The 24,216-nt window shown below is 43.0% G+C and carries 15 protein-coding genes; 5 read left to right on the top strand and 10 right to left on the bottom strand.

The window, feature by feature from the left end; genetic code table 11:
- The first annotated feature begins 249 nt into the window (after nucleotides 1-249).
- Complete coding sequence (locus tag ACL6C3_RS22730) at nucleotides 250-1,437, top strand: sigma-70 family RNA polymerase sigma factor (protein ID WP_413161371.1); 1,188 nt, start codon at nucleotides 250-252, stop codon at nucleotides 1,435-1,437.
- Between the two features lie 189 nt (nucleotides 1,438-1,626).
- A complete protein-coding gene (locus tag ACL6C3_RS22735) occupies nucleotides 1,627-3,081 on the top strand; it encodes an alpha-amylase family glycosyl hydrolase (RefSeq protein WP_413161372.1) in 1,455 nt (484 codons plus the stop codon).
- 104 nt (nucleotides 3,082-3,185) lie between these two features.
- On the opposite strand, the gene ACL6C3_RS22740 is transcribed toward ACL6C3_RS22735, so the two are convergent.
- Entirely contained in the window at nucleotides 3,186-4,319 is a 1,134-nt protein-coding gene (locus ACL6C3_RS22740) for an alkene reductase (RefSeq protein ID WP_413161373.1), read from the bottom strand.
- A gap of 288 nt (nucleotides 4,320-4,607) precedes the next feature.
- On the opposite strand from ACL6C3_RS22740, the gene ACL6C3_RS22745 reads away from it, so the two are divergent.
- On the top strand, nucleotides 4,608-5,783 hold the full coding sequence (locus ACL6C3_RS22745; protein ID WP_413161375.1) for a M20 family metallopeptidase: 1,176 nt from the start codon (nucleotides 4,608-4,610) through the stop codon (nucleotides 5,781-5,783).
- Nucleotides 5,784-6,326: 543 nt separating this feature from the next.
- Here ACL6C3_RS22745 and ACL6C3_RS22750 read toward each other — a convergent pair.
- Both ACL6C3_RS22750 and ACL6C3_RS22755 read right to left on the bottom strand, forming a co-directional pair.
- The gene (locus ACL6C3_RS22750) at nucleotides 6,327-7,976 is read right to left on the bottom strand and encodes a DUF4335 domain-containing protein (RefSeq protein WP_413161376.1); all 1,650 of its coding nucleotides are present in this window, start codon (nucleotides 7,974-7,976) and stop codon (nucleotides 6,327-6,329) included.
- A 39-nt stretch (nucleotides 7,977-8,015) separates the two neighbouring features.
- A complete protein-coding gene (locus ACL6C3_RS22755; protein ID WP_413161378.1) occupies nucleotides 8,016-8,588 on the bottom strand; it encodes a DUF3038 domain-containing protein in 573 nt (190 codons plus the stop codon).
- Nucleotides 8,589-9,001: 413 nt separating this feature from the next.
- Between ACL6C3_RS22755 and ACL6C3_RS22760 the strand changes: the two genes are divergently transcribed.
- Nucleotides 9,002-10,768 carry an iron uptake porin gene (locus ACL6C3_RS22760; protein ID WP_413161380.1) on the top strand — a complete coding sequence of 589 codons (1,767 nt, stop codon included), beginning with the start codon at nucleotides 9,002-9,004 and terminating at the stop codon, nucleotides 10,766-10,768.
- A 346-nt stretch (nucleotides 10,769-11,114) separates the two neighbouring features.
- On the opposite strand, the gene ACL6C3_RS22765 is transcribed toward ACL6C3_RS22760, so the two are convergent.
- Genes ACL6C3_RS22765 through ACL6C3_RS22780 form a run of 4 tightly spaced genes read right to left on the bottom strand, consistent with a single transcriptional unit; the run spans nucleotide 11,115 to nucleotide 15,098 of the window.
- Nucleotides 11,115-12,212: an ABC transporter ATP-binding protein gene (locus ACL6C3_RS22765; protein WP_413161382.1), complete on the bottom strand. Its 1,098-nt coding sequence runs from the start codon at nucleotides 12,210-12,212 to the stop codon at nucleotides 11,115-11,117.
- A 47-nt stretch (nucleotides 12,213-12,259) separates the two neighbouring features.
- Nucleotides 12,260-13,342: an ABC transporter substrate-binding protein gene (locus tag ACL6C3_RS22770; RefSeq protein WP_413161384.1), complete on the bottom strand. Its 1,083-nt coding sequence runs from the start codon at nucleotides 13,340-13,342 to the stop codon at nucleotides 12,260-12,262.
- 21 nt (nucleotides 13,343-13,363) lie between these two features.
- Nucleotides 13,364-14,212, bottom strand: coding sequence for an ABC transporter permease (locus ACL6C3_RS22775; RefSeq protein ID WP_413161386.1), 849 nt, complete (start codon nucleotides 14,210-14,212; stop codon nucleotides 13,364-13,366).
- 7 nt (nucleotides 14,213-14,219) lie between these two features.
- Nucleotides 14,220-15,098, bottom strand: coding sequence for an ABC transporter permease (locus ACL6C3_RS22780; protein ID WP_413161388.1), 879 nt, complete (start codon nucleotides 15,096-15,098; stop codon nucleotides 14,220-14,222).
- A gap of 170 nt (nucleotides 15,099-15,268) precedes the next feature.
- Between ACL6C3_RS22780 and ACL6C3_RS22785 the strand changes: the two genes are divergently transcribed.
- Entirely contained in the window at nucleotides 15,269-15,931 is a 663-nt protein-coding gene (locus tag ACL6C3_RS22785) for a hypothetical protein (RefSeq protein WP_413161389.1), read from the top strand.
- 133 nt (nucleotides 15,932-16,064) lie between these two features.
- Here the strand turns inward: ACL6C3_RS22785 and ACL6C3_RS22790 are convergent, their stop codons facing one another.
- The 3 genes from ACL6C3_RS22790 to ACL6C3_RS22800 all read right to left on the bottom strand — a co-directional run bounded on the left by ACL6C3_RS22790 (nucleotide 16,065) and on the right by ACL6C3_RS22800 (nucleotide 23,758).
- Complete coding sequence (locus tag ACL6C3_RS22790; RefSeq protein ID WP_413161390.1) at nucleotides 16,065-21,080, bottom strand: tetratricopeptide repeat protein; 5,016 nt, start codon at nucleotides 21,078-21,080, stop codon at nucleotides 16,065-16,067.
- Between the two features lie 315 nt (nucleotides 21,081-21,395).
- The gene (locus tag ACL6C3_RS22795) at nucleotides 21,396-22,361 is read right to left on the bottom strand and encodes a calcium-binding protein (RefSeq protein ID WP_413161392.1); all 966 of its coding nucleotides are present in this window, start codon (nucleotides 22,359-22,361) and stop codon (nucleotides 21,396-21,398) included.
- Nucleotides 22,362-22,660: 299 nt separating this feature from the next.
- Nucleotides 22,661-23,758: a calcium-binding protein gene (locus tag ACL6C3_RS22800; protein ID WP_413161394.1), complete on the bottom strand. Its 1,098-nt coding sequence runs from the start codon at nucleotides 23,756-23,758 to the stop codon at nucleotides 22,661-22,663.
- Nucleotides 23,759-24,216 lie beyond the last annotated feature (458 nt).

Below are 24,216 nucleotides of genomic sequence, written 5' to 3' on the forward strand. Positions count from 1 at the left end.
GGGCTGAAGCTAGAGACATGAGTTAACGCTGTTAACCATGATACAAATGTAGAGTCTGATTTTTTCTCCGTTGACCGCTAGGATAAAAGAGAGCAGAAACCCTTATTCTGGAGTTTGAGGCTGATGTTTGGCTCAGATCAAACTCAAACTCTGCGATCGCGCCAGAATTGGCAATCAGTGCGTGCATCTGGCTCCTGGTTTAAGGGAAAATCCAATTGTACCTTTTTTCACCCCCCAATGGATTGATTCATGCGTCCTCGTCAAGGCTTGATTGAGACTTTTTCCTCCTTTGTGAAGTTCACAGAGGATTATTTCGACAGTTGGGTGATCGATCCCCAACTGCGTCGGAGTATGGATCGGTGTCTGAAAACCCAACCGAAACCCCCCGCCTCAGAAAAGTTTTGGGTGCATTTTTGGCATAAACAGTGGCAAACCCCATCAAAAGCCGCGACGGGACATTTACTGGCTTACCTGCAAGAAACCTGCTACTGGAGTGCTTATAAAACGGTGAATGCCGGTTTTGCGGGAATGCACTTGAGTATCGCGGATCTGTTTCAAATTGCTCTGACTCACGTTGAACGCATTCTCAACGGGTTCGATCCCGATCGCGGTTCGACGCTGAAAGATTACGCCAGCGTTGCTTTTAAGTCTATTATTCGCGATATTCTCCGTCAACGCCGAGAAACCGATATTTGTAGCGACTGGGCGTTATTGCGAAAACTCAGTCAAAAGCGGCTGCGAGAATCTCTACAAAATGCCGGAATTAACAGCGAAGACCAACTCGAACAGTATATCCTGGCTTGGAATTGCTTTAAAACGATCTATGTTCCGACCCAAGCCACCGGAACTCGTCAACTCACCAAACCCGATACCGCCACCTGGGAAGCGATCGCCAAATTCTACAACAGTGAATGCAAAACCATACTTTCTCCTCAGGCGACATCGGTTTCTGGGGCTATTATAGAACGTTGGCTGAGTCAATGCGCTCAATGGGCGCGACTTTACCTGTATCCGACGGTAGGATCGCTCAATACGAGTAAATCACAAGGGGAGACGCGAGAAATTGTTGAAGATTTAGCCGATCCCAACGAATCGATGTTAGCCGAACTGATAGCCGAAGAAGAAGCCCAAGATCGCCAAACCCAACAAATTCAACTCAAGCACATTTTAACCGATGCTCTCGGACGTCTCAAGCCGGATGTTTTAAATATTCTGCGACTTTACTACGAACAGGGCTTAACGCAGCAAGACATCGCCGAACAACTCGATATGAAACAATATACCGTTTCTCGTCGCCTGACCAAAGCCAGAGAAACCCTGTTGAAAGCCCTCGCCCAGTGGACACAAAACAGCTTGGGTCAACAGTTAACCACCGACGCCCTCGCCCAAATGAGTAGCCTGTTAGAAGAATGGTTGCACAGTTATTCCTGGAAATAAGCCCTGACTCGATACCAACACTACGTTAGGCGTGCGGGATTCCTGTAGGGGCGATTCGGACGCAGCGCCCCTACGATGTGCTTGCTTTGTTTGGGTCTTCTCGCGACATGAAGATAAATAACCCCTGACTCGATACTATTAAAACGGACAGAAAACTGAGTTGAAATTGAAAACGTTCAGGGGTATTCGATGAATATTCAAACTCCAGACTGGGTGAAACACGCTGTATTCTACCAAATCTTCCCCGATCGCTTTGCCAAAAGTGAAACATCTCGCCATCAATTTTTAATGATGCCCAACTGGGAAGAATGGGACGCACACCCAACTCCCCAAGGGTACAAAGGCGGCGACTTGTGGGGGGTTGTCGAGAAATTAGATTATATCAAAGATCTCGGCATCAATGCGATCTATTTTACCCCGATTTTTCAGTCGGCTTGCAATCACCGCTACCACACCCACGACTATTATCTAGTTGACCCAATTTTAGGCGGAAATAAAGCCCTAGAAGCCCTCCTCGATGCCGCCCACCAACGGGATATTAAAATTGTCTTGGATGGGGTATTTAACCACGCCAGTCGCGGCTTTTTCTTTTTTAACGATATCTTAGAAAACGGCCCCTATTCTCCCTGGTTAAATTGGTTCAAAATTGAAGATTGGCCTCTGTCGGCTTATGATGGGAGCAAACCTGCAAATTATGTCAGTTGGGCGGGAAATCGGGCTTTACCCGAGTTTAACCATGATAATCCCGAAGTGCGGGAATATATCATGCGAGTTGCGGAATATTGGTTAGAATTTGGGATTGATGGTTGGCGTTTGGATGTTCCTTTTGAGGTGAAAACTCCGGGTTTTTGGCAAGAATTTCGCCAGCGAGTTAAAGCGGTTAATCCCGAAGCTTATATTGTTGGAGAAGTTTGGATTGATTCTCGTCCTTGGTTGGATGGAACTCAATTTGATGGGGTGATGAATTATTTATTTACCGCCCCTACTCTGGCTTTTACGGGCGGGGAACGAGTCCGAATGGAGTTGGTAGAAGGGCCTTCTTATTCTCCCTATCCGCCCCTTTCTGCGAGCGAATATGCGAGTAAAATTCAGGAGTTATTGAATCTCTATCCTTGGGAAATTCAACTGACTCAATTGAACTTACTTGATAGCCACGATACCGCCCGTGTACTTTCGATTGTAGATGGGGATAAAGCGAGTGTAGAATTATCAACTTTATTACTCTTGACTTATCCGGGGGCGCCGAGTATTTATTATGGCGATGAAGTGGGTTTACCGGGAGAACTGGACCCGGATAGTCGGCGTGCATTTCCCTTTCAACAACACTGGGATGAACATACTCTTAATTACCACAAACAATTAATTGCCATTCGTCATCAATATCCGGCTTTACGAACGGGCGGTTATCAAACTTTATTTGCCGAAGGTTTGGTTTATGTGTTTGCTCGAATTTTAGACGATCAAGAGGTAATTGTTGCGGTGAATAGTGACAATGAATCTGCTAAGATTACCGTGCAAGCGGGGAGTTTAAAATCTCGCCCTGAAAAAGTTTTGTATGGTGATGTAAAACTGTCTTGGGAAGGAGAAAATTTAACGTTAAATCTTCCTCAACGTAGCGGTTGTATTTTAGCCGTAAATCCTTAAAAATTCACGGTTTAAAGGGCGGGTTTATACCCAAAAACCCGGTTTCTTATGAGTTACCGGGTTTTTTAATCCCCAGTTATAACTGTTTAAAGGGATGATAATTGCTAACTATTCATTCCTGCTGCTATATTATGAGACTCTTCATAAGTGGGAAAATCTGTATAACCTTCCGCATCAAAAGAATACCAAACTTTCTGCTCCGCAGGCGGATTTAAAGGCCAGTCATGGGTAAAACGTTCGACCAAATCGGGATTACTAATGTAGGGTCGTCCAAAGGCAATTAAATCAGCATCACCCTTTTGAATTTGAGTTTCTGCACTTTCTTGCTCGTAACCACAATTTCCCATTAAAGGATGATCAAATACCTCCCGAAATTCAGCAAGTTTCATCGGTTTACCCAAGTCATGGAAACCAAAACCCAAACCGTTAATAATATGTAAGTAAGCGAGTTTATAGGTATTAAGCTGTTTTGCCACATAAAGAAAAGTTTCCCGAAAGTCGGGCGAACCCATATCGTTATAATTGCCGTTGGGAGACAGTCGAACCCCGACTCTGTTAGACGACCAAACGGTTAAAATAGATTCTACAATTTCTTTGAGAAAACAATAGCGATTCTCCAAACTTCCGCCATATTTATCGCTGCGATGATTGGTTTTTGACTGAAGAAATTCATCAATTAAATAACCATTGGCCGAATGAATTTCCACCCCATCAAACCCCGCCATTTTCGCCCGTTCCGCAGCCCGACGATAATCTTCTACAATCCCAGGAATTTCCTCTGTTTCTAACGCCCGAGGCGTTTCGTGGGGTTGTTTACCAATGGGAGTATGAATCTCGTCTCCTTCAATTTTAATCGCAGAAGGAGCAACCGGAAGCTGATTATGTTCGTGAAAGCTGCTGTGGGAAGCTCGTCCACAATGCCAAAGTTGCAGAAAAATCGGTGTTCCTTTAGAATGAACAGCATCAACCACTTGTTTCCAAGCTTCTGTTTGTTCATCGGAGTAAATTCCGGGCGTTTGTTGCCATCCCCGAGCCTGTTTGGAAATTACTGTTGCTTCGGTAATAATTAAACCTGCCGATGCTCGTTGGTGATAATATTTAGCCATTAAAGCATTTGGCAAACGTTCGGTTCCCGCTCTTGAACGAGTCATCGGAGCCATCACCACCCGGTTTTTTAAGGTTAAATCTTTTAAGTCAAAAGAGCTAAGAAGTAACGGTGAGGAGGTTTGAGTCGCCATGAGGGTTTTAACCTGTATCTAGAGTACAAAGTGAACAGTATTTTCAGCTATCAGTTTTCTAGATAATTCTGTTGGCTTTCGCCTTCGGTTCGGGGTGAATCCTGACATTTATAATCTAAAACCTGTCGCCTGAAATCTGTCACCCAATCATTGTAAATGATCGAATAACCCTTTCTCTTTCTAAAGGAAGACAATCATCAAACCATTTTTGTTCATCTCTATCTTTAGATTCTCGGGAGATCCCTCTTAAACTAGATCTCAATCAGACTGTATAATTTACCATTATCCATGCTCAATCAAATTAAAGCATTAGCTACCGATCTCGCCCCTCGTTTAATTGAAATTCGTCGTCATATCCACGCCCACCCGGAACTCAGCGGCCAAGAATACCAAACCGCCGCCTATGTTGCGGGGGTGTTATCCTCCTGCGGGCTTCACGTTACCGAAGCGGTGGGGAAAATTGGGGTGGTTGGCGAGTTGAAGGGAAAAAGCAACAGTCCCAAATGGCTGGCTATTCGGACCGATATGGACGCTTTACCCATCAAAGAAATGACGGCGTTAGACTATGCCTCCCGTCAGCCCGGAATTATGCACGCTTGCGGCCATGATGTGCATACAACGGTGGGGTTGGGAACGGCTATGGTATTATCGCAGTTAGACGAGCCTTTAGCGGGTCACGTGCGGTTTCTGTTTCAACCGGCCGAGGAAATTGCCCAAGGCGCCAATTGGATGGTCGCGGATAACGTTATGCAGGATGTGGCGGCTATTTTGGGTGTACACGTTTTTCCGAGTATTCCCGCCGGATGTGTGGGAATTCGTCAGGGGGCATTGACAGCGGCCGCCGATGATTTAGAATTAATCATTATGGGAGAATCGGGTCATGGTGCGCGTCCTCACGAAGCCAAAGATGCCATCTGGATCGCGGCTCAAGTGATTACAACGCTACAACAGGCCATCAGCCGCACCCACAACCCTTTAAGACCTGTTGTTTTAACGATTGGTCAAATTGTGGGCGGACGGGCGCCAAACGTGATCGCCGATCAGGTTAAACTGTTGGGAACGGTGCGATCGCTTCATCCCGATACTCACGACAGTTTACCAAATTGGATCGAAAATATTGTTGCGAATGTTTGTCAGATGTACGGGGCGCGTTATGAGATGAGTTATCGTCGCGGCGTGCCTTCTGTGCAGAACGATCCGAAAATGACTCAGTTAGTCGCCGAATCTGCTGCCGAAGCTTGGGGCAAAGATAGCATTATTATGTTATCAGAACCGTCTTTGGGTGCGGAGGATTTTTCGGTTTATCTTAATCATGCACCGGGAATGATGTTTCGTTTGGGAGTCGGACACAAAGAACAACCCAATTATCCCCTCCATCATCCCAAGTTTGAAATTGATGAGTCTGCTATTATTACCGGGGTTGTTACTTTGGCTTATTCGGCTTATAAATATTGGCAAAAATAGGCAATAGGAAATTGTAGGGGCGGGTTCTAAATCAATGTATGTTTTCCCCGAGAAAATTTCTATAAACCCGCCCTTTTTCAGTCACCACCTCACCCTTCGGGTTCAGCAGTTGCTTCTCGACTATTCCGCCAAGTCAGCACTGCAACACCTGTCACCACCTCACCAGTCAGAACAGTTTTCAGTTATCAGTTTTATCTCTTGACTCCGGGGCGGGTTTAGATCAGTTATTGCTGGGAAATATAGATTTTTACAGAACCCGCCCCATAACCGACATTTGACACCCAATATCGGGGCGGGTTTAGATCAGTTATTGCTGGGAAATATAGATTTTTACAGAACCCGCCCCATAACCGACATTTGACACCCAATATCGGGGCGGGTTTAGATCAGTTATTGCTGGGAAATATAGATTTTTACAGAACCCGCAATCAGTCAATATCGGGGCGGGTTTAGATCAGTTATTGCTGGGAAATATAGATTTTTACAGAACCCGCCCCTACAAACCTGACACCTGAAACCTGACACCTGAAACCTGACACCTATTCACTGATAACTGGTGACTGGTGACTGGTGAGGTGGTGACTGTAAAGACTGTTTTCTAACTTGTTGGGATGAATTTTCAGGCGGTGGAGGCGGAGAATTATTAAAAGATTCTAGGAAGGCTTTTACGCGACCGGTGGGTTCTAAAACAATCCGAATTTTCGGCCGTCTTCCGTCTGCTGTCGCCGAAACAAACGGTTCTCCAACTTTGGGTAATTCAAGCTGAGGTAAACGATTAACTGAAGGTTGACCGACCGGGGTAATACTGGCAATTGTACCATCGGCATTCAGTTGTAAACTGTACTGAAGTGTTTTTCTTAAATTTTTAGGGGGATACCATTTTTCTTGAAAATAGGTTCTGACTTCATCAACTTGAGGAATTTGATCGAATAAAGTGGTGTCTTCTTCGCGAGTTGCTGCGATGGTTTCTGGACGTTTATCTAACTGTCCTAAATAATTGTTTTCTGAAGTTTGATCTTCTGGAATTTCAGAATTAATCTCTTCAGAATTAACACTAGAATTGTCTTGATTTTCTTCATCGGGAAAAACCCGAACAATCTCCTGCTGCGGTGCATCTTGCAGGGGCGGAAGTTGAATCACAGGCGGAATTTGCATCGGTGGCGGGCTGTAGGGGATGGGTGGGGGCGTGGTTGATGTCGCCAGAGGTGGGGGAGCCGGGGGTACGGCAGTCGGATTAACGCCTGGGGGTAGGGGGGTCGGGTTGGCCGCTTGGGGGACGGGCGGCGGGTTAACGGCTTGGGAAACGGGGGGGTTGACAGGCTGAGGAGGCGGCGCCGGTTGAGGTTCCGGTAGGATAATCATCATTCCTTCTTGCTGAGGAATATTCGGCATGGGCTGAGGGGGCGGCGGACTTCCGGGTGCGGGAAATAACGGGGGCGGTACCGGAAGCGGGGCGGTATCGACTGGGGGTAAATTGGCGGCGACTGGGGGAGGAGAAGCTTCGGGGGTTGGGGTGGGCGAGGGGAAAACGGGAAGGGCGGGCGACGGGTTGAGGTTGGGGGGAGAAATGGGAGCGGGTTCGGTTTCTTCGGGAGAGGCGCTGAGGGTTTCTGCGGGGGATTGTCGGTAGAAATTGATTAATTCAATGATTCCGGTTAAGGCACCAATACTAATCAAAATCATCAGCAAGGTGCGAACCAAAATTAGGGGTTTAAACTGAAAAGAAAAGGACGGCTCGCTAACTTCTTCGACGGCGTTTTTACAGTCTTCTAAGGCGGTGAGTAAATCAAATAATTGTAAGGCACTCAGATGCACAAAAGGGCCTGTATTTTGGGTGGCGAGCGCTCCTAAAAACAGGTCGTGGTAGAGGAGTCCGTCGGGTTTTAAATAAATCTGATCTTCCTCGGGCGGAGAGGGTTTGGAGCGATCGCGATCTTGGGGTAAAGTGTCAAACCAGGCGGAGTTATTGAGGAAATCTTGGACGTAGGAAATGACGGTTTGAGAAAGGCTTTCTAACTGAGTGCGATCGCCTTGGACGGTGACATATTCTTCTTCGGGTAGGCGGGGATCGTCAAAGCTTAATTTAAACTGGAATCCATCGGTATCCCCCTGGGGTTTGGCGCGACCCAATCGAGGTTTTTTGGTGGTAATTTCTAAGGTACAGGTGGGAGGTGTGTATTTGCGAGTTGTCATTTTGAGTTTCGGTGAAGAATGGATAATTTAAGGGTTAATTTAAGGGTTATTTTCGGGATTGGGACTGAGTAAAGCCAACCAAAAACGTTGAGGACTGTTAGAATTGCTGTAAAATAATAGCTCAATTAAAAGTTTAATGGCTAGGGGATTGAGAGGATCGGAGGAAGGGGAAACGCTGCCGTCAATTTGTTCTTGATACATTTGGCTAAAGGCATCAAAATAATCCCGCAGTAAACCGACTTGACGGAGATCCTCGTTGGTGGTCGTGTATTGTTCTAAAAGAGCGATCGCCCGTCGGATCAGGGCTTGATTTTCTTTGGCGAGATAACAAATAATTAAAACCAATGCTCGGGCTTCGTCAACGCTTAAAGGTTTCTGTTGTTGTGAATTCTCCGGATGAGTCAGTCGATCCGCAATAACCGAGTTTAAATTGAGTTGTTCTGCAACTTCGACTAGACTTTCCGAACCGGCTCCCGTCAGGGCGACCAAGGCCAACATAACTAATTCTAATCGAATTGTGATGTCATCTAACTGGGTCGGTTCTGGCTCTCGTTCTAAGTTGAACTCTTGCCAATTGAAAGCGCGATCGTCAGCCCTGGCCAATGGTTCCATAGTCCCTGAGATGGATTGAATCTTGCTTTATTATAGGGATTTTCCTTCACAATCTTTCGATGGGGGGATCTGGTGGTCAATTGAGATCTTAACTTGGTTAACACTAAGTTAAGATTAAATTGACCGCGATCGCAAATCCCAGTCAATGGGAACAAAGTTTAAAGTCCAGCTAGAAAATTTTCAACTGGGCTTCAAAAGCGTAACCGATTATACATAAAAACAAGTCCCAAAAAAGCCACAAAATGTCCACCGAATCTTTGTCCCAATGACCATCGGGACGGTTTGATCGCAGGTTTAATATTTTTAGGTGAAGTTTACTTTCCTCCAGAAGAAAAGACGAGTAAAATGACGGTGGAAATTTAAGAGTATTTCAGTAAACCTACTGATTTAACTGATATTGGTGTGAGGAGAGTATGTCCCAACAAACCTTGAAAGCTTGGCTACTGAGTCCGGCAATTTTAGGAGCAAGCTTAATTTTGTCTTCGGGAGCGGGGGCTGAAGTTTTAACGGCTTCCGAACCTATGGCCCAAGTTCCGGTTAATCCCCATAGCGGTCAAATTGGGCCGCAGTCAACCTTTTCTCAGGTACAAGTTTCTGACTTTGACTCTGGGGAAAATGCAGAGAATTCCGTTACTCCAGAAACCTCCGACCAACTCAACCAATACTTTCAAGAGGGTCGGCGGTCCCAGAAAAAACAGCAAGTAACCTCCGTTTCCCAACTGTCAGACGTCCAACCAACCGACTGGGCGTTTCAGGCGTTACAGTCTCTCGTTGAACGCTACGGCTGTATTGCGGGATATCCGGACGGAACTTATAAAGGAAACCGGGCGTTAACCCGTTATGAGTTCGCCGCCGGGATCAACGCCTGTTTAGAACGCATTAACGAACTGATCGGTGCCTCTACTGCGGACTTGGTGACGCGGGAAGACCTGGCGAGACTGCAACGGTTAATGGAAGAATTCGCCGCCGAACTCGCCGCCATTAGAGGTCGGGTGACGGTTCTCGAAGCCCGGGCCGCCGAACTGGAAGCCAATCAATTCTCGACGACAACCAAACTCAACGGGGAAGTGATCTTCTTTATTGGGGATACCTTTGGCGATCGCGCGGAATATACGGTTGCCGGCGGGCCGAATGTTGACGATAGTGACGACCCGACCCAAAGTTACTTCGGTTATCGGGCGCGTTTAAATTTCGATACCAGTTTTACCGGACAGGATAGGCTGCGGACTCGTTTGCAAGCGCGAGATGTTCCCAACCTCAGCCGCGAAAACTTGACGAATACTTTAATGAGTCGTCTCGGTACCGATGGCGGTTCAGAAGATTTTACGATGGATGACCTGTATTACCGTTTCCCGGTTATGAATGGTAAAGGTCAGGTTTACTTTGGGGCGAAGGGCTTAGACCTCGATAATGTTCAAGATCCCATCAGTCCGTTTGAAAGTACGGGTACCGGTGCATCCTCTCGCTTTGGTCGTTACGACCCCACCATGTTCCGGGGACCGGAAGGAACGGGTTTGGCGCTTAACTATCGACTCAACGATAATATTAAGATTAATCTCGGTTACTTAGCTGATGACGGAGATGCACCCGATCCGTCTGAAGGTCGAGGTATTTTTGATGGCGGTCATTCGGCGTTCTTGCAAGTGGTCTATGAACCCAAGGATAATTTAGTGTTGGGTTTGGCTTATAGTCGTCGTTATTTCCGCGAGGATGATGTCGGTGTTAGTGGCGGAACCGGAAGTTTCTTGGCCAACCGTCCCTTTGGTGATAACCCGACCACTAGCGATAACGTCAGCTTCCAGGCGAATTGGAGAATTTCTGATAGTTTTGAGGTTGGCGGTTGGGTTGGTGCGGCTTGGGCTGATGATAAACCGACTGGCGAGGGTGATGACCTCGATGCAACTATCCTCAATTTTGCGGTAACGTTGGCGTTCCCCGATTTGTTGAAAGAAGGGGATTTGGGCGGTATTATTGTCGGGATGCAACCGAAGGTGGTTTATCACACTCTTGATAATTTAGAAGAAGATAAAACCGGGATTCATATTGAGGCGTTATATCGTTTCCAAATCAACGAATATATTTCTTTGATTCCGGCGGTTTTCATTATTACTGACCCCGAACATACCGATGAAAACGATACGATTGTTGTGACGACATTCCGAACAACTTTCCGTTTCTAAATCTGGCAATTGTCGGGCGATCAAATCTCGTAGGGTGCATCAAATTTTGATTGTCTTTGTTGAGTAATTCCCGGTTAATTGTTTGATGCACCCTACCTGATATGATATCCGACTAATCAATGATCGTTGTAGGGGCGGGTTCAGTATTGATCTTGATAACCACTCCGAGATTGACTTAAACCCGCCCCACCCCAATAATAATATTAATCAACCGGACATCATATGAATTTCTGGGTGCATCAAATTTTGATTGTCTTTGTTGAGTAATTCCCGGTTAATTGTTTGATGCACCCTACCCTTTCTGAGTGATTCCCGGTTAATTGTTTGATGTACCTCATCCGTTGTTTTATTCGACTAAAAGACTGATATTTTCAGCAGAGATAAACAGATTAACGGTTTCACCCACAGCATACTGTTGGGTGCGATCGCGTTGTAGATTTTGTTGACGAATAATTATCGAGGTATTGGGGGTTAATTTTACTCGATAGCGGGTATCGGTTCCGAGATAAATTGATTCTTCTATTATACCCTGAAAATTGTTATTTTGCCCGTTATTTTCAGAAAAAATACCAACTTTTTCGGGGCGGATAACAAGGGTTAAAATTTGTCCGGGAAAGACTTCGGTTTGAGAAGCGACAGAAAGGGATAATTGTTCATCGACTAAGAGATTAATTTGATAATTTTGGTGTTGGGTGACTCGCCCGGTTAAGATATTACTTTCCCCAATAAAATCAGCAACAAATCGAGTTTTGGGATATTCATAAATTTCTACCGGGGTTCCGACTTGTAACAGTTTACCCTCGTTCATTACCCCAATTCTATCGGACATGGTTAACGCTTCTTCTTGGTCGTGAGTCACGTAAATAAAGGTAATTCCTAAGCGTTTTTGCATCTGTTTAAGTTCGAGTTGCATTTCCTTTCGCAACTTCAAATCTAACGCCCCCAACGGTTCATCAAACAGTAAAACTTTGGGCTGTTTAACTAACGCCCTGGCGAGGGCGACTCGTTGCTGTTGTCCGCCGGAAAGTTGACGGGGATAACGGTTTTGTAAGTTTGTTAATTGTACCAATTCTAACGCCTCAGAAATCCGTTGACGAATTTCTGGGCGAGGTAAATTTTCCATTTCTAGTCCGAAAGCGATATTTTCGCTAACGGTTAGATGGGGAAATAGGGCGTAATTTTGAAAGACGGTATTCACCGGGCGATGAAAAGGCGGATGATGATTCATGGCTTGTTTGTGAATATAAATTTCCCCGGATGTGGGGCTTTCAAAACCAGCTATCATCCGCAAAGTTGTTGTTTTTCCACAACCCGAAGGGCCGAGAAGTGAAAAGAATTCCCCGGTTTTAATGTTGAGATTTAGACAATCAACGGCTAAGGTTTCTCGGTGGCGATTTCCGTGATAAGACTTGGAAACCTTAACCAATTCAACTGCATTATTCATAGAAAAAATTGACTTTTAAATGGAGAAGACGTCAGCCCGAAATGTTCCTAAGTTCCAAAGCTTAATTTAACTTCATTCCAAGCCTCATCATAGAGAATTGTTGCTTCTCCCACATCTTCGAGATACTGAAGTTTTGCAAACACTTCCGGGGCGGGATAAATACCGGGATTTTCCAAGTTTTCTGCTTTGATCAGTTTTTCTTGGATGGCGACTTTATTGGGGGAAGCATAGTTAATAAAGTTAGAAACTTTTGCGCCGATTTCCGGTTCTAGAATAAAATTAATAAACTGTTCGGCTAATTGTTTATGGGGTGCATTTTTCGGAATGACCATGCTATCAATTGCTACCAGTGTTCCTTCTTGGGGAATAATATATCTTAAATTCGGATTTTCTGCCATGACTTGAAAGACATCGCCGCTATATTCCATTGCCAAATCAATTTCACCTTGATTGAGAAGATTTTGACCCGTATCGGGAACGAATGCTTTGATAGTTTTCTGATTTTTAATTAAAAATTCTTTGGCTTTTTGGATTTCTTCGGGGTTGGTTGTATTCGGACTATAACCCAGATAAATTAACACCGCCCCAAAGGTGTGGCGCATATCATCTAATAGGGCGGCTTTTCCGGCAAATTTAGGGTCAAATAATGCGGCCCAACTGTTTATTTTATCTCCGGTTTCTTGGATATTGTAGCCAATTCCCATCGTTAACCATTGATAGGGAACGCTATATTTATTTTCGGGGTCATAGGGCGGATTGAGAAACTTTTCGTCGATATTTTTGAGGTTGGTAATATTACTTTTATCAATTTCTTCGAGTAGATTTTCTGCGATCATTACTTTCACCATATAATCGGCGGGGAAAGCAATATCATAACCGGGATTTCCCGGCTTTAATTTGGCGTAAAGGCTTTCATTGCTATCGTAGGTGTCATAATTGATTTTGACATTATATTGTTCTTCAAATTGAGTGAGAACTTCGGGGGCGATGTAGGTAGACCAATTGTAAAGATTGAGAACATTGTCGCCCGTTTGACCCGATTGTGATAAATTTGAATTGCTACCTGTACAACCGATGGGTAACAGTACGCTAACCAGAAATAGAAGAACAAAAGTTAAAATCCGTTTCATTTTTCGACTGAATTTGATATTTTAAGGTTTGGGTTTGGGTTGGGTGCGGTTAATTGTTAATGAGGATACCACAAGAACTAAAGATGCGAATAACATTAACGTAGAAAGGGCGTTAATGGCGGGAGTAACGGAGAGTTTGATCATTCCATAGACAAATAAAGGTAAGGTGGTGGCGCCGACTCCGGTGTTAAAAAAAGTCACCACAAAATCGTCTAAAGAAAGGGTAAAGGCTAACAACGCACCGCTAACAATTCCGGGTAAAATTAAGGGGAAAGTAATCCGGGTAAAAGTGCGCCATTCATTCGCCCCCAAGTCGAGGGCGGCTTCTTCTAAAGCCGGATCTAATTCCGCTAAACGCGCCCTGACGGTAATGGTAACAAAGGCAATATTAAAGGTAATATGACCCAAAATTACCGAGGGTAATCCCAAGGTTAGACGAATTCCGGTGAGATTTTCCACGAGTCGAAAAATTAGGGTAAAAAAGACGAGTAAAGAAATCGCCAGGGTAATTTCAGGGATAATAATCGGAAGTAAAATTAGCCCCGTAATTATTTTATCACCCGGAAAGCGGAAACGTTCAAGGGCGAGGGCGACTGTTGTTCCTAATATTGTGGCGACCAAGGTAGAAATTACCGCAATAATTAAACTATTATTTAAGGATTGCCAAATTTCTACGGTGGAAAAGTTGGCGGTTGTCTCGGTGGTTTGACCCAATAAACTGCGATACCAGTCGAGGGTAAATCCCGTCCAAATGGCGTTAAACCGGGACGTATTAAACGAGTAAATCACTAAAATTAATATGGGGAGATACAAAAAAGCAAGGGCGAGTGTTGCTTGTATCCACAGCCAGGATTTTCCGAGGTTTCTCATGGGTTTGTTAGTCCTCTGTTGGGGTTTGTAAGTAAATCAAAACCGGGATTAAAATAATTGCCATTAAAATCATCGATAAAGCCGAACCGAAGGGCCAGTTTCTCGCCTGTAAAAATTGATTTTGAATCAGATTTCCTACCATTAACGTTTTCGCCCCCCCCAAAATATCGGGGGTGATAAACGCACCAACTGCGGGAATAAACACCAAAATTGATCCGGCGATAATTCCCCGTTTTGTTAAGGGAAAAACCACCCGCCAAAAACTGCGAAAATTATTTGCACCCAAATCTTGGGCGGCTTCAATTAGGGTAAAGTTAAACCGTTCTAATGTGGCATAGAGTGGTAAAATCATAAAGGGTAAATAGCCGTAAATTAAACCGAGAATTACAGCCAAAGGAGTAAAGAGTAGATTTAGGGGTTCATCAATTAGCTGTAAACTTTGTAAAATAGAGTTGACAACCCCTTCGTTTCCTAAGATTACTATCCAAGCGTAAGTTCTAACTAAAAAGTTTGTCCAAAAGGGGATAATTACCAAGCCTAAAAGTATGTTTCGCCAACGGGGAGGACGGGTGACAATAAAAAAGGCTAAGGGATAGGCGATGATTAAACAAATCACGGTTGTTAAAGTTGCCAGTTGCAGCGATCGCCAAAATACACCCCAGTACAAAGGGCTGATTAAACGTTGATAGTTATCGAGGGTGAATATCCAGTTAATTCCGCCGTAGGTTCCCCGTTGGAGAAAGCTACAAACGAGAACAAAAATTAGCGGTAAAACAAAGAACACCAACAGCCAAATTGTGGCGGGTAAGAGCAGAATTAATAAGGTTGTTTGTTTGCGGGTTTCTACGGTTGAGAAACGGGATTTTTCGGGTTGTAATACAGTCATTGCCAAAGAAAATAGGGAATAGGGAACCGGGAATGGGAAATCGGGAATAGTCAAAAAAACGGGTCACGGGTTACTGTTGGCTGTTAACTGAAATAGGGGGTTGATCTGCGATCGCAAATCAGCTATAATTCTACTGAGTTAAGTCTATTTTTGAATAAACCTTTACTCCAGTGCAAACGCTTCATCTATCGGAATCAAATCACCCCCTGGTGAAGTCGCTATCCCATCATAGCGATCAAGAGTTGCTGACGATGTTTCAAAATCACCCGGATCGGGGGAAATATTTTGTGACCATTTTCTGTCGTTATGCGCTGATTGTTAACACTTTGATTAGTCATTCTGTGCGATCGCCGGTACAAGCCGAGTATTTATTTTCTCAGACTTGGCGACATATTTTTTATGAAATGCGAGGTTTAAACTTGCGGGAATCCCAAGCGACGCCCGGAGAAACCACGCTACAAAATTGGTTAATTAATGTGACGGCGATTTGTATTAACGGCGCCGAACTTCCTCCGGTTGAGTCGATTCAATATTCTCTGAAAGCCGCACCTTCGCCGCTGTGGTGTTATGTGGGACAAGCCTTAGATCAACTCGATCCTTTGTTGCGTTTGGCGGTGGTGATGGCGCAAACCTTTCATTGGAGTGAAACCCGGATCGCGGCTTATTTACAAGCGGAAGGAGAAGCAATTTCTCCCAACGAAGTCAAGGATTTACTCAAGCAGGGATACAAAGAACTTCAGAAGAATATACCCGAAGATATTCGCGCCATTTATTGGAATGAAGCGATCGCAAATCCCGAACAAAATAGCCAGGAAGAACTACTTCAGTCTTAATTAAAATCGCTTTTAATGTCTTTTAAAATTGTTGGAAACAGTGGCTTATCGGTCTGAGAGAAACCCAAACTTTTAAATCGTTTAATTTGTTTAAAAAGACCCGGATGTAGGAATCCGGATCGGTTTGTTTATTTTAGGCTTCGACCTCAATTTTCTCAACTAATACGGCTTCTATTTCCGTGAGTTCAGTTGCTTGGCGATAAACCTCAATTGCTTCATCGAGTTGACCGTTTTCTTGAAGAATATCTCCTAATCGATGGTAGGCTTCCCCGTTTTTGGGTTCCAACTCTATCAACTGTCGATAGCAACGAATCGCTTGATCGAACTGAGCTTGAGCTATCCAAATCTCTCCTAAATGTTGATAGACTAAACCTAATTTTGGATTGAGGTCAAGTGCTTTTTTGTATGCGGTTATTGCTTCTTCCCAACGTTGAAGATGAGCAAGAACTTGACCCAACCTACAGTAAAAATTTGGATTTTGGGGATGATATTTAACCGCTTGATAATAGATGGCGATCGCTTCCGGCCATTTCTGTTTTCTGATGTATATCTCTCCCAAATTTCGGTAAGCTTCGATGTGAGATTGATCTAATTTAATCAGTTGTTGATAGCAAGAAATCGCCCAATCAAGCTTTCCTAATTTTAGCATTGACTGAGCCAATTTTGCCAGATCTTCAGCGGTAAAAGTTTCGGGTTCTAGACTAAAAACCTGATACCAACATTTGGCCCATTCTTGAGTTTTTCCTAACCGTTTCCAAATTTTAGCCAAGTTGCGATAAGCAGAAGCCAAATTGGGTTTGAGTGAAATGGCTTTTTGATAATAGGAAATTGCCAACTCCCATTCTTGATTTTTGGCTGACAAACTCCCCAAGTTTGCATGAACTTCTGCAATATTAGGATCGAGACTTAACGCTTGATTATATTGTTGTTTTGCTTCTTCTAATTGACCCAAAGCTTGTAAAGCATTTCCCCAAAGTTTATAAGCCATTGCGACATCCGGCTTACTTTCAATCGCCTTTTGACAGCAATAAATTACTTTTTTAAACTGCCTTTCTTTCAAACAATCTTCAGCCTGATTGAGATAATTTTCCGCCTCTTTAAACTGTTTTGAACGGTTTTCTGCTGCCGAACTCTCAACTTTTGTAGAATCTTCAGAAAGCTGAATTTCATCAAATTTTGAGTTTAACCCCAACTTTCCATTTAGATTCTGTTGAGGAACAGATGAAACAGAAGCAACCTCAACCGACTCAGAATTTTGATGACCATTCCCTTCGTTGAGCAAGTTTTGGATATTATTTTCAGGTTTATATTCTTGAGGTTCTGAGAGGGTTTTGTGATCAACTTGTTGGAGTTTTTGTAAATAAAATTCTGCTTCAGCAACCTTACCCTGTCGTTTCAAAGCCTCGCTTAAATTTTCATAAGCTGCGGTCAAATTTGAGTCCATTTCAACGACTCGTTTATAACAGGCGATCGCGGATGTAATTTGATTTTGCTTCAGTAAAGTATTACCCAAATCAAAATGTTCTTTGGCGGTGGCGCGCTGCGGGTCTAAACTGTAAGCTTCATACAAACAATTGGCACTTTCTACGGGTTTATTAAGCTGCTTCCAAACCTTTGATAAATTATGATAAACAACAACGGATTTAGGATTATTTTTTAGTGACTGATGATAATATTCTACAGCCTCTTTCCACTGTTGACTTTGAGCGCACAGCGTCCCTAAATTCAGATAAATTTCTGCATCTTTCCATCCCAATTCAATCGCTTTTTTATACAGTTTTTGGGCGGATTCTCGATGACCTTGAGCTTGTTCTATTTGTCCTAATATTTTATAAGCAATTGCGGTATCGGGTTGAAGTTTAAGCACTTGCTGACAGGCTTGAGTTGCTGCGGATAAATGTCCGAGTTGAGCTTCGGTTTCCGCCTGTTTAATATAGGATTCAACTTGGGATTTTTTCGAGGGTGAGGGAATGTTTTGTTGGGGTGGAATTGGAACCAGAGATTGATCGGGTTTAAGTTGAGACTCTGATAATATTTTTTCAATTGAATTAGCCGATAAAACTTCGGGTTGAGAACTCAACAATGGGACTGTATTTTTATCGTCGAGTATATCTTGACTCAACTGAATTTGGCGTTTCATGGCTTTACCCAAATTCTTATAGGATTCTATAGAATAAGGATTGGATTGAATCGCCTGACAGTAAGAAGAAATTGCTCGCTCAAGTAATCCCACATCAAGCAAGGTATTTCCCAACTGTAAAAAGTCTTTGGAAGATATCGATTCGGGATTAAGAGTATAAGCCTGATACCAACATTCTGCGGCTTCTTGTTTTTTGCCTAATCGATTCCAAATTCTGGCTAAGTTGCGGTAAGCGATGGTAAATTTTGGCTGTAAATTAATGGCTTTTTGATAACAAATAACCGCAGGTTGCCATTCCTGTTGTTGAGCGTATAACGTCCCCAAATTACAGAAAACTTCTGCAAAATCGGGCCGAAGTTGAATGGCTTTCGCATAACAATCTTTCGCTTCTTCTAGTTGACCCTGGCTTTGCCGTATATTTCCGAGAATTTTGTAGGCTTTGGCATGGGGTTTAACAACCAGGATTCGCCGACAAATTTCGGCGGCTTGTTCGTATTTATTTTCATTATAAAAAGCCTCGGCTCCGTACAAATAAATATCTGTATCTTCCGAGTTCAAAGGTAATCCGGACTGGGGAGAAGCCATCGGGGTTTTGAGGGTAGGTTTTGCGGGGATAAGGGGAGAATTGGGGGGGATGTTATTTTGATGAGAATACATCGCCGAATCTGATGTACCGGGTTTTAAAGACAGCCTGCTCGGATGTTGGGTAATACCAGCTATTTTCATAACGTTTTCAAGAGATTTTAAGGATATTAAAATATCTTCGGTTAAAGGGTTAGGATACATAAGCTGTCGAACGGGATAACAGCTAAATTCTTCGCCTTTGAGGTAGTAATGTTGCAGTTTTAGCTGCTGACTAATTACCCAAAAATAATGGCGAATATAGTGGGGTGAAACTAATTCTATCACTGTTGTTCCCGGAGAACAAAACATGAGATTCGTTAAACCACTACCGTGAGGGGATAGGATAATTTCCGCATTCGCAAATAGGGTCACTTGTTCTTCGACGGATAAAGACTCCAATTCGACTCGAACAAATCCCCATTGACTCAGCCAAGATGTTACCTCTGTTTCATTGATAATTCGACGATAATTCGCCCGTTCTCGACTAATATAAATTCGGGTCGGAGAGTCCGGCTGATTTTGTGTTTTTGAGTTTAAAAATAGGCTCCGGTTGAACGTCAAAGCTTCGGTAGATAGCCACCCTAAATAACTCGGAAACGAAGGAACAATTAATTTTTCAGCTTGAAGATAAGGAAAGCAATCGCTTTCGATAATTTTAGTTAGGGGTACCCCTAACTTTTCTAACGTTTCTCGCTGAAAAGGGTGTTGGATGCTGTTAACGATGAACCCATCTATCTGATCCCAAGAATAACCTCCCTTTTGCAAAATGTCAAATCGAGGTAAAATGTCTACCATCCAGTGAAAATAAACGTTAGCCGATAGGCCAGATAACAGGGCGATAGTTCCCGGTATTGATTCTAGTTTATACTGTCCTTCGGGCTGAAAATCCTGAGGATTAAAATTTTGTTTTTGATGGGTCTGTTCGAGTTCACAAAAGGGTAGCTGACCCGGATAACTGCGAGAAAGTTCGGGGATTAACTGATTTTGGTTATCCCAAATTGCAATTTGATCGCAAACCAACCAATGATTTTTTTGAGGAGCAACCCAAACTCGTCCTTGTTGAAACTCATCAACTTTAACTTCGGGTTGCTCGATTAAAATATCCTTCTTAAACGCCAAAGAATAAATTTTGTCTTTTCTGGGTTTTATCTCAAAGTTTTTAGCAATTTTTCTCAGACAAGTCTGACAGTTTAACCCCTCGCAGGTTTGGAGGTTATTCCTGTCGAGATCATCTGCAAGTTTCAGCTTGATATCCCGTTGATTTTCGGACGCAATATCTAGATAATTTTGCTTGGATTTCTCCCAATAAACCGCATCGATAAACTGTTGAATCACTTCCCCCGCATTCCATTTTCCTTGCTTTTCTAAACACAGCTTTAATTGCTGATAAGTTTCGAGTGAACGGGGATTAATTTGCAGAGATTTTTTATAAAACGGTTCTGCTTTTCCATAATGTCGGGAGAGAATCAAAAGCTTTCCTAACTGAATATAAATTTGATTCAGATAGGTAACAGCTTCAGAAAAATTATCGTCTAGATTTAAAGACTCTAAAAACTGTCCGCAGGTGATAATAGCCTTTTCCAGTTCATCTTTTCCGGTTAAAGCCCGGGCGCGACTGCAATAATAATCAATAAATATTTTTTGACTGGAAATAGCGGCTTTAAAACAAGCAATGGCGGACTTAAATTCACCAACCGAGATAAATATTTCGCCCAAACTACTTTGAGCAAGAATAGATTCGGGTTGAAGCTCAATAGCCCGTTTATAACTAGCAATTGCATCCCGATGAAGATTTAAACGTTGAAAACTTTGGCCTAAGTTTTGATAAAAAATAGAATTGTCAGGCTCTAATTTTATCGCCATTTTAAAACAAAAAACGGCTTTTTTATAAAGGTGGGCTTCCAGCAAACATTGACCCAAGTTATTCAGTAAAATCGCTTCACGTTTAAAGGAATTAATCCCCTCTCTTAAAACCAAAATAGCCGCTTTGAGATGCCGCCTAGAAATTAACAGATATCCGAGATGACTGTAAATATCAATCAAATAATGTTTGTCGGCTTCCGATGGAAAACTTTTGGCAATTTCAATCGCTTTTTGATAGAGATTAATCGCCGCAGAAATTTGACCGTTTTTTTGATAGGCAATCCCCAAATGATAATAAGCTTTAATCAAGTTGGGATTTTGTTCTAGTGCTTTTTGATAATTACAAATTGCGCCCCGAATATCATTGAGTTGATCGTGAGCCAAACCTTTATTGAGGTAAATAATCGGCCAAATTGGCTTTTGCTTGAGTGCTTTCTGGTAATAATCAATAGCGGTTTCCCACTCGCCTTTTTCCTGAGATTTAAGACCTCTTTTCGCTAGAGATTCGGCGGTATGATACATAGCATTTGTAGACACTTAATCGCGGAGTAACTGTTAAGCAATAGGATTTTATGCACCGAAAAACCTATCTATGCAATGCAAGAAAAAGAAGGATAGATCTAATAGCTTAAATTCCTTCCCAGATTCCTAGCTAAAATCCTACTCTCCAAGCAGGTTAATGAAATTGATCTTTGAAAAATTATCGAAGCGCCCTGTAAAAAATTAATTGATGCCTATTAGATCTATCAATCCTTCTCTGTTGAAGCTAGAAGAAATGTAGATGCTGATCGAATTTTGGTCTAAGTGCCTGTAAATAGCAAGCGTGACTTCTAGAGATTAGATGATTTCAAAATCATCAAATCCCAGGACGGGTTTATCTTCAAATTGAGCAATCGGTGAAGCCTTACCCGATTCATCAATATAATAGAGTGAACCCTCACTAGAGTCATAAACCAAGTTAGCACCATCAACCTCACTTGCACCCGGATTATTCGGATCAAAGTTATCAACGGTGGTAAAGTTACTTCCATCAACAGTACCATCTAAAGCAGTAAAGACAGTATCAGAAAGTTGAATAACATCTTTATTCGGATCGAAATCGGTCAGTGTATCCGTATTTTCCGATCCAAAGAAAGAGAAGGCAAAAGTATCAGAACCAGAACTACCACTGATCGTATCATTTCCCAGACCGCCACTGAGATAGTTATCACCTCTGATGCCTTGGATAACATCATTACCCTCGCCTCCTAATAAGGTGTCATTTCCGCCACCACCGACGAGAAGATCATCTCCCAAGTTTCCAGCGATAAAGTCATCACCCTGTTCACCATAGGCGGTATCGTTACCGGCTCCGCCACTGATGCTATCATCACCCAGACCGCCTAATAGCTGGTCATTTCCTTTACCTCCAACCAGGGTGTCTTCCTCGTTACCACCGTCTAAAACGTCGTCACCCTCTCCGCCACTGAGGAAGTCGTTACCGGCTTGACCCTCGAGAGTATCATTGCCTTCACTATCAATCAGCGTGTCATTTCCGCGTCCACCTCGGCTGGAATCATTCCCCGAGCCGCCTTGAATGAAGTCATCTCCTGAACCTCCATACAGGCGATCGTCCCCTCCATTACCGCTAATGATATCATCACCTGCACTGGCGGCGAAGATATCCCCATCACTACCTCCGACGGCTTGATCGTCAGAATCTCCTTGAGTGAAGAAGCGGTTTTCTTCTTCAATGGCTCCTCGAAACACAAATCCACCACCAGGTAACTGGGTGACTTCCGGGGTTGTTAAAAGCTGAGACATTTTCCTCCGAGAATTTACAGAAGTAACTCTATACTTTGATACATTAACATCTTTCTTCCGTAAAAACCCGGATGTTTTGTAAAGATATCAGCCCCTTTTATAAATCTTTTGTAAACCTTAGTCCGGATTCAAAAACCATTTTTTAAGAAAACATTTAAAATTAAAATTAGGTTAAATCCGAACATCCTACCCTTTTTATTTATTCGATTTAATTATATTTTTTATAGGATTTTAGTAGATGCCCTGGCTATTTTTTGAATTAATATCCATCGGATATTCGCAGGTTGAATCCGAAAAGATTAGATAATTTCAAAGTCATCAAATCCCAGGTTGGGTTTATTTTCAAATTGAGCAATTGGTGAAGCAGTACCCGATTCATCAATATAGTAGAGCGAACCCCGAGTAGAGTCGTAGACCAAGTTAGCGCCTTGAATCTGACTATTATTCTGATTGTTCGGATCGAAGTTATTAATCGTGGTAAATTTGCTCGGATCGATGCTACCGTCTAAAGCAGTAAAGACAGTATTTGAGAGTTGAATAACATCTTCAGTCGGATCAAAATCGGTGAGTGTATCGGTATTTTCAGATCCAAAGAAAGAGAAGGCAAAAGTATCAGCGCCTTCACCGCCGACTAAAGTATCATTTCCCTTATCCCCGATTAATTGATCGTTACCCAAACCCCCTTCAAGAAAATCGTTATCTAGACCTCCGTAAATGGAGTCATCTCCGATTCCCCCAACCAGAAAATCTTCACCCTGATTTCCCGAGATCAAATCATTTCCGCCATGACCGGCAACCGTATCATTTCCCTGACCACCCCAGGCTGTATCATTCCCTTCTCCTCCGCTGAGGCTATCGTCACCTAAATCGCCGAATAATACGTCATTTCCTTTACCCGCAATCAAGGTATCATTATCGAGTCCACCAAATAAAAGATCGTTACCTTCTCCGGTGGAGATGAAGTCACGGCCTTTGTTTCCGACAAAGAAATCGTCGCCTTGATTATCAATTAGGGTGTCATCTCCTTCGCCACCCAAACCAGTATCGTTACCTTCTCCACCTCGAATCAGGTCATTTCCTTTGTCTGCGAAAACAAAGTCATCTCCTGAATCACTATTAATCGTGTCGTTACCTTGACCTCCGTATATCAGATCTTCATCTTTTGATCCATAAATTAAATCTTGATCTTGATTTCCGTGAAGGGTATCATTGCCACCAAAACCTCGGATGGTATCATTACCCTCGAAGCCAAACAGGAGATCGTTAAGATCGCCTCCTGAGATCTCATCGCTAAAATTTGAACCGAGAAAACTATTAGGTTGTTCAGTCGCACCTCGAAACAGAAAGCCACCGCCCGGTAATGGCGTAATTTCAGGAGTTGTTATGATTTGAGACATGATTTTCTCTATAGAAACTTACAGAATTCACACCACGATCGGTTTATGCAGTAAGCTGTTCCCCGATCTATCTAAGAATTTGAATTAGAGAGTTAATTACACTTAGTACCAGAACATCAATCAACAGACCTGTGTTAACAACAATTAACCCAGCCGAAATTCTGTTCTTTTGCAACAGTATTTGTTGCCGAATATCACAGTTCAGTTAAATTTTGCCTCGCTGCTTCCCCTGATATTATAAATTAATTCGGCTTAATTTTTCATCCAAATCTATAGTTTTTATCTGCGGTTAATCTCTTGAATCCGGAAAATTTATAAATTAAGAAAAATTTTATACTATTCAAAATTTAAAAGGCTTTGATTGCTCGATAACTATAGATTGTGGGAACTATTAGCCTCGGGTTGTATCATTTTAATCAACTTGAATTTATGTAACTTAAATCACAAAAATGTTCCCG

This window comes from Capilliphycus salinus ALCB114379 (assembly GCF_047276495.1).
In the GTDB taxonomy this organism is placed as follows: domain Bacteria; phylum Cyanobacteriota; class Cyanobacteriia; order Cyanobacteriales; family Microcoleaceae; genus Capilliphycus; species Capilliphycus salinus.